The following is a 5,996-nucleotide window of genomic DNA, read 5'->3' on the forward strand; positions in this document are numbered from 1 at the left end:
GGTGCCGGCCAGGCCCAGCGTGAGTGCGAGCGTGAACGTGACGGTGGGCCCGAACAGGAGGGTGATCGGTGCGAGCGGGATGCTGACGCCGAACATCGACGTGTTGGCCATCAGGTTCACGCCGAGCGGATAGTTCTGCAGCGTGCTCGACAGGGGATTCTCGAAGTTCGCGAGGGAATGCGCGGTGACCGCGAAGAACCATTCCCACATCGCCTGGTCCTGGCCGCTGCGGACCAGATAGCCGTCCCCGAGGTGCTTCCACTGCCGTCCGAGGACGAAGACGGCGAGCGCGAGGAACGAGGCGGCGGCGACGACGTCGGCGAGTGCGATCCGGACCCGTCGGCGACGGCTGGGTGTGCCGGTTTCCGTGACGGTGGGAGTCGGTGCGGACGAAATGTTCCCGTCCGACAGTTGCAGGGTCTCGCTCACATCGTCCCTTTCGTGTCGCGGGACGGAAGGGGCGGGCGCCGCTCAGCCGTCGGTTGGCCGACGCGACATTACCGCAGCTAACTGGGTTTCATCTGTGAGAAGAAGGGAGTGCCGGGGACGCAGTGGGCGTAGGGGACAAAGCGATCCGGGCAGAACGGACAACTCTTGATGTGCAATCGAGTGGTTGCGCAAACCCTCGTGATCTGCAATTCTGGAGTTGCAGGTAATCGCCGAACCGGAAGGATCGAACCGATGGACGTGCTGGACCGGATCGAACGGACGATAGAGATCGACGCCCCGGCGTCGCGGGTGTGGAAGCTGATCAGCGAACCCGGCTGGTACATCAACGACGAGCGGATCGTCGAACACAGGATCGAGCGTCGCGGCGAGCTGGACGTCGTGCACGATCCCGCGCACGGCGAGTTCGCCTTCGCGACGGTGCAGTTGGACGAACCCCGCTACGCGGCCTTCCGCTGGCTTGCCGACCCCGGTGCCGCCGACGGGCCGTCGACGCTCGTGGAGTTCACGATCGTGGAGACGTCGGCCGACGCGGTGGTGCTGACGGTGGTCGAGACGGGGTTTGCGACGCTGCCGGGCACCGAGTTGGAACGCCGTGAGAAGTACGACGGCAATGTGGAGGGTTGGGCGGTCGAGATGGCGCTCGCGAAGAGTCACCTGGAGGCCGTCGATGCCGTCGGGTGAAACCGCCCCAACTCCGGTGGTGTTCGCGGCGCTCGCCGACGACACCCGCTGGGACATCCTGCTGCGGCTCGGGCGGTCCCCGGCGTCGGCGTCCGCGCTGGCGCGGGAGCTGCCGGGGTCCCCGCAGGAGATCCCGGCCCCCTGCGGTCCACCAGCACCATGCTCTTCTCGCCCCGCGCGGATCGCAGCAGCTCACCGAGCCTCTGCCCACGTTCGAGTTCCTCCGCCGTCAACGGCACGCGCACCATGATGCATATAGTAATACCGGTATAGTTATTCGAGCCGGAGGTGTGCAGTGGTCGAACTCAAGACCGAATCCGAGATCCAGGGGATGCGAGCGGCGGGCCGCGTGGTCGCGGACGCCCTCGCGGCGGCGCGTGGCCACGCGCAGGTGGGGGTGAGTCTGCGCGAGCTCGACGCCGTCGCTGCCCGCGTCGTATCCGCCGCCGGTGCGGATCCGCTGTTCCTGAACTATCGGCCCGACTGGGCGCCGACGCCGTTCCCGGGGGTGGTCTGCACGTCCGTGAACGATGCTGTGGTGCACGGTATTCCGTCGGATTACCGGTTGCGTGACGGCGACCTCGTGAGCATCGACGGTGGCGCCAGGCTGCGCGGGTGGTGCGGAGACTCGGCGATCAGTTTCGTCGTCGGCACCGCGGATCCCGCGGACGAGGCGCTCATCGCGGCCGCCGACGAGGCGCTCCGGCGCGGCATCGACGCCGCCCGGGTCGGGAACCGACTCGGTGACATCGGCGCCGCGATCGGCGGGTACGTCCGCAGCCGCGGTTACGGCTTGCTCGCCGACCACGGCGGTCACGGCATCGGCCGGGTCATGCACGAGGGTCCGGACGTGCCCAACGAGGCCCGAGCCGGCAAGGGCATGCGGTTGCGCGCCGGCCTGGTCCTCGCGATCGAACCGATGCTCATCGCCGACGGCTCCGACGACTACCGCCACGACGCCGACGGCTGGACTCTCCGGACCGTGACCGGCGCCCGGGCCGCGCACAGTGAGCACACCGTCGCGATCACCGACGACGGCCCGGTGGTGCTAACGGCCCGGCACTAGGCTGCTCGTATGCCGGATTGGACTCCGATCGCCGACGCGCTGCGCCGCGCGGGCGTTCGTGACGTCCGCGACGACGGCACCACCCGGGCGATATACTCGTCGGACGCGTCGCTGTACCGGGTGCCGCCGACGACGGTGGTGTTCCCGCGTGCGATCGACGAGGTCGCGACGGTGCTCGACGTGTGCCGCGCCGAGGGTGTCCCGATCACCGCGCGGGGTGCGGGGACGTCGGTCGCGGGCAACGCGGTGGGGCCGGGTGTGGTGCTCGACTTCAGCCGTCATCTGGGCCGGGTGCTCGACGTCGATCCCGAGGCACGCACCGCCGTCGTCGAACCGGGTGTCGTGCAGGCGGTGCTCCAGAGCGCGGCGGCCCCGTACGGGCTGCGGTTCGGGCCCGATCCGTCGACCCACAACCGCTGCACCATCGGCGGCATGGTCGGCAATAATGCTTGCGGGGCAAGGACTCTCGGCTACGGACGCACGTCGGACAATGTCGTCGGTCTGGAACTGCTCGCCGGTACGGGGGAGCGGCTGTCGCTGCCCGGTGCCGCCGACACCCAGGTCCTCGACAACCTCCGAGGCGTGGTCCGAACCGGATTGGCCACCATCCGAACCGAATTCGGCCGCTTCGGCAGGCAGGCGTCGGGATACGCGCTCGAACACCTGCTGCCGGAGAACGGTTTCGACGTCGTGAAGTTCCTCGTCGGCAGCGAGGGCACCCTCGGGATCGTCACGCAGGCCACCGTCCGACTCGTGGAGGATCCGGCGCATCGGGTGCTGGTCGCGCTCGGCTACGACGACATCGCGTCGGCCGGCGACGACGCCAAGGCTGTCCTCGGGTTCCGGCCCACGGCGTGCGAGGGCATCGACTCGCGCCTGGTCGACGTCGTCCGCGAACGTCGTGGTCCGCAGGCCGTGCCGCCGTTGCCGCGTGGGGCGGCGTGGCTGTTCGTGGAGATCGCGGGCGCGTCACGTGACGAGGTGCTGGGTCGGGCGCGGGCGCTGGCCGACGGCTGCCGCGCCGTCGACACCCTCGTCGTCGAGGATCCGGCCAGGATCGCCGCGCTGTGGCGGATCCGGGAGGACGGCGCCGGTCTGGCCGGACGCAGCCCCGCGGGCCGGCCCGCCTACGCCGGGTGGGAGGACGCCGCGGTTCCGCCGGACCGGCTGGGCCCCTATCTGCGTGACTTCGACGCCCTGCTCACCGACTTCGGCCTCACGGGCCTGCCGTACGGGCACTTCGCCGACGGCTGCCTGCACATCCGCCTGGATCTGCCGTTGGATCGGCCCGACGGCACCGCCGTCTTCCGACGCTTCCTGTTCGCCGCCGCCGAACTGGTGGCGCGGTACGGCGGTTCCCTGTCGGGGGAGCACGGCGACGGCCGCGCCCGCAGTGAACTGTTGCCCCTGATGTTCTCGTCCGACGCGCTGCGCCTGTTCGGGGCCGTCAAGGACGTCTTCGACCCCGACGATCTCCTCAATCCCGGGGTCCTCGTCGATCCCCGCCCGGTCGACGCCGACCTGCGGGTCCCGCAGACGTCGCCGGTGCGCCGAAACCTCGCCCTCGCCTACCGCGACGACGACGGCGACTTCGCCCAGGCCGTGCACCGCTGCACCGGTGTCGGCAAGTGTCGCGCCGACACCACCGCGGCCGGCGGCGTCATGTGTCCCTCTTATACGGCGACGCGAGAAGAGAAGGACTCGACGCGCGGCCGCGCCCGCGTCCTGCAGGAGATGGTGAACGGCGGCCTCGTGGGCAAGGGGTGGCGGTCGCCGGAGGTGCACGACGCCCTCGACCTGTGCCTGTCGTGCAAGGGCTGCGCGTCCGACTGCCCCACCGGCGTCGACATGGCCTCCTACAAGGCGGAGGTCCTGCACCAGAGCTATCGGAAGCGACTGCGCCCGGCCTCGCACTATTCGTTGGGGTGGCTGCCGCGCTGGGCCGCGATCGCGGGTCGGGCGCCGCGCGTGGTCAATGCAGTCACGCGGTTGCCCGGCGTGGCACCTGCCGCGCTCACGCTCGGGGGAGCGGACCGCCGACGGCACATCCCGCAGTTCGCGCCGGTCCCGTTCCGTCGGTGGTTCGCCGACACCGCCGCGGATCGTCGCACCACCGGGGACCCGGTGGTGCTGTTCGTCGACACCTTCACCGACCGCTTCACCCCCGAGGTCGGGATCGCGACCGTGCGGGTTCTGGAGGACGCCGGCTTCCGTCCCCGGCTCACCGCGAAGAGGCAGTGCTGCGGATTGACGTGGATCACCACCGGCCAGCTCGACGCGGCCCGCCGCATCCTCGGCCGCACCGTGACGGCACTCGCAGAAGAAGGAGTGCCGATCGTCGGGATGGAGCCGTCGTGCACGGCGGTCCTGCGGTCCGACGGCGTGGACCTGCTCGGCACCGACGAGGCGCGCCGCGTCGCCGACGTCACCGTCACCCTCGCCGAACTGCTCACCGACTGGGACGGCTGGGAGCCGCCGGATCTGTCCGGAACGACGGTCGTCGCGCAACCGCATTGCCACCACCACGCGGTGATGGGGTGGGGCGCCGACGCCGCGCTGCTCCGCCGGGCCGGCGCGCGGGTGGAACGGCTCGGCGGATGCTGCGGGCTCGCCGGGAACTTCGGGGTGGAGCGGGGCCACTACGACGTCTCCGTCGCGGTGGCCGAGCACCGGTTGCTGCCGGCGGTCGCCCGCGCCGAACGGAACGCGGTGATCCTCGCCGACGGGTACTCGTGCCGGACCCAGATCGGTGACCTGACCGACCGCCGCGGGATGCACCTGGCGGAAGTCCTGGTCACCGGCGCCTGAGGCACAATCCAGTCATGGTCTCCACGCCCGTCATCGTCACCATCGCCTCCGTCTGTGTCGGCTTCGTCTTGTTCGTCCTCGCCGCGAGCGGTGCGCGGGGAAAGTGGGACAAGCGGCTTGTGATCGGACTGCTCGTCGCGGCCGTCGTGTGCCTGTCGGTGGTGCCGCTCTCCGTCGCACTGAGCGCGGCGGTGTGACGGCGATGTCGCGTCCCGACGGCTGGCCCGGTGAGTGGCCGAAGACCGCGCGGCAGATCGCCGTCACCACCGACGACGCCCTGACCGCCGCCCGCGCCGCGTCTGCCGACCAGCTCGGCGAGGCGGTGGACGAACTGATCGTCCTGCCGTTCGAGCAGGTGAGCCTGGTGCACGCCGGTGTCGTGCGGGCACTGCTCGAGGACCTCCATCCCGACGGTTTCTCCGGGGACGACATCCAGGACGCGCTGACGCGGGTCGCCGGCGCGGCGCTCGCCTGGCTGCCCGGGCTCGACGTCACTGCGCTGGCCGCCGTCCTCACCGGTTCGCTCGGACTCACCGAGATGAGCGACGACGCACAACGGATCGGCCAGGCCGACTACCTCCGCAGCGCGATCCTGGTGATCGCGGATCTCTTGGCGACCGCCGACGTGCCGTCCGCCGGCTACATCCGGGCCGCCATCGGGGAGATTGCGCGCGCCGAGACGATCGAGATGCCCTGACGGGGTCTCCCCGACACCCGGTATTCACGCAAAATACGCCGATCGAACGGCCTGACCAGGCGATTTGGCATTCGACGAAAGCTTCGCGTAACTTATTCCAGGTCAGAGCGACACGGACACCGACCCGGACCTGAGGGACTGGGAAAACGAGGTTGTACGGAGAGCGCCTGGCGAATCTGCTTTGATCGGTTCTGGTTCTCGGATTTGCGTCCGGCTCCGGTTCTGGTTAGGCTGGAACGGTTGCCCCGGAACGGCGAGCCTGTGGGTTTGTTGTGATGGTGTGTGCGTGTTCTT

General features: G+C 70.0%; 5 protein-coding genes and 3 pseudogenes. 6 read left to right on the plus strand and 2 right to left on the minus strand.

Annotated elements, in window-relative coordinates; translation table 11 throughout:
• Positions 1-429 (minus strand): annotated as a pseudogene (locus IJ15_RS0123760) (glycosyl transferase); the annotation flags it as partial.
• A 252-nt stretch (positions 430-681) separates the two neighbouring features.
• Here IJ15_RS0123760 and IJ15_RS0123765 point away from each other — a divergent pair.
• Positions 682-1,131, plus strand: coding sequence for an SRPBCC family protein (locus tag IJ15_RS0123765; protein WP_031940817.1), 450 nt, complete (start codon positions 682-684; stop codon positions 1,129-1,131).
• Positions 1,118-1,264, plus strand: a pseudogene (locus IJ15_RS26825) (helix-turn-helix domain-containing protein); the annotation flags it as partial. The gene IJ15_RS0123765 and the pseudogene IJ15_RS26825, both read left to right, overlap by 14 nt.
• A gap of 16 nt (positions 1,265-1,280) precedes the next feature.
• Here IJ15_RS26825 and IJ15_RS26830 read toward each other — a convergent pair.
• Positions 1,281-1,379, minus strand: a pseudogene (locus IJ15_RS26830) (XRE family transcriptional regulator); the annotation flags it as partial.
• Positions 1,380-1,426: 47 nt separating this feature from the next.
• On the opposite strand from IJ15_RS26830, the gene map reads away from it, so the two are divergent.
• The 4 genes from map to IJ15_RS0123785 are packed head-to-tail and all read left to right on the plus strand — an operon-like array spanning position 1,427 to position 5,702.
• A complete protein-coding gene (gene map, locus IJ15_RS0123770) occupies positions 1,427-2,197 on the plus strand; it encodes a type I methionyl aminopeptidase (RefSeq protein ID WP_031940818.1) in 771 nt (256 codons plus the stop codon).
• 9 nt (positions 2,198-2,206) lie between these two features.
• On the plus strand, positions 2,207-5,005 hold the full coding sequence (locus IJ15_RS0123775; protein ID WP_031940819.1) for an FAD-binding and (Fe-S)-binding domain-containing protein: 2,799 nt from the start codon (positions 2,207-2,209) through the stop codon (positions 5,003-5,005).
• A 14-nt stretch (positions 5,006-5,019) separates the two neighbouring features.
• Entirely contained in the window at positions 5,020-5,202 is a 183-nt protein-coding gene (locus IJ15_RS0123780) for a hypothetical protein (RefSeq protein WP_031940820.1), read from the plus strand.
• 5 nt (positions 5,203-5,207) lie between these two features.
• On the plus strand, positions 5,208-5,702 hold the full coding sequence (locus tag IJ15_RS0123785) for a hypothetical protein (RefSeq protein ID WP_031940821.1): 495 nt from the start codon (positions 5,208-5,210) through the stop codon (positions 5,700-5,702).
• Positions 5,703-5,996 lie beyond the last annotated feature (294 nt).

Origin of the sequence: Prescottella defluvii, from assembly GCF_000738775.1 — a bacterium.
GTDB classification, from domain to species: domain Bacteria; phylum Actinomycetota; class Actinomycetes; order Mycobacteriales; family Mycobacteriaceae; genus Prescottella; species Prescottella defluvii.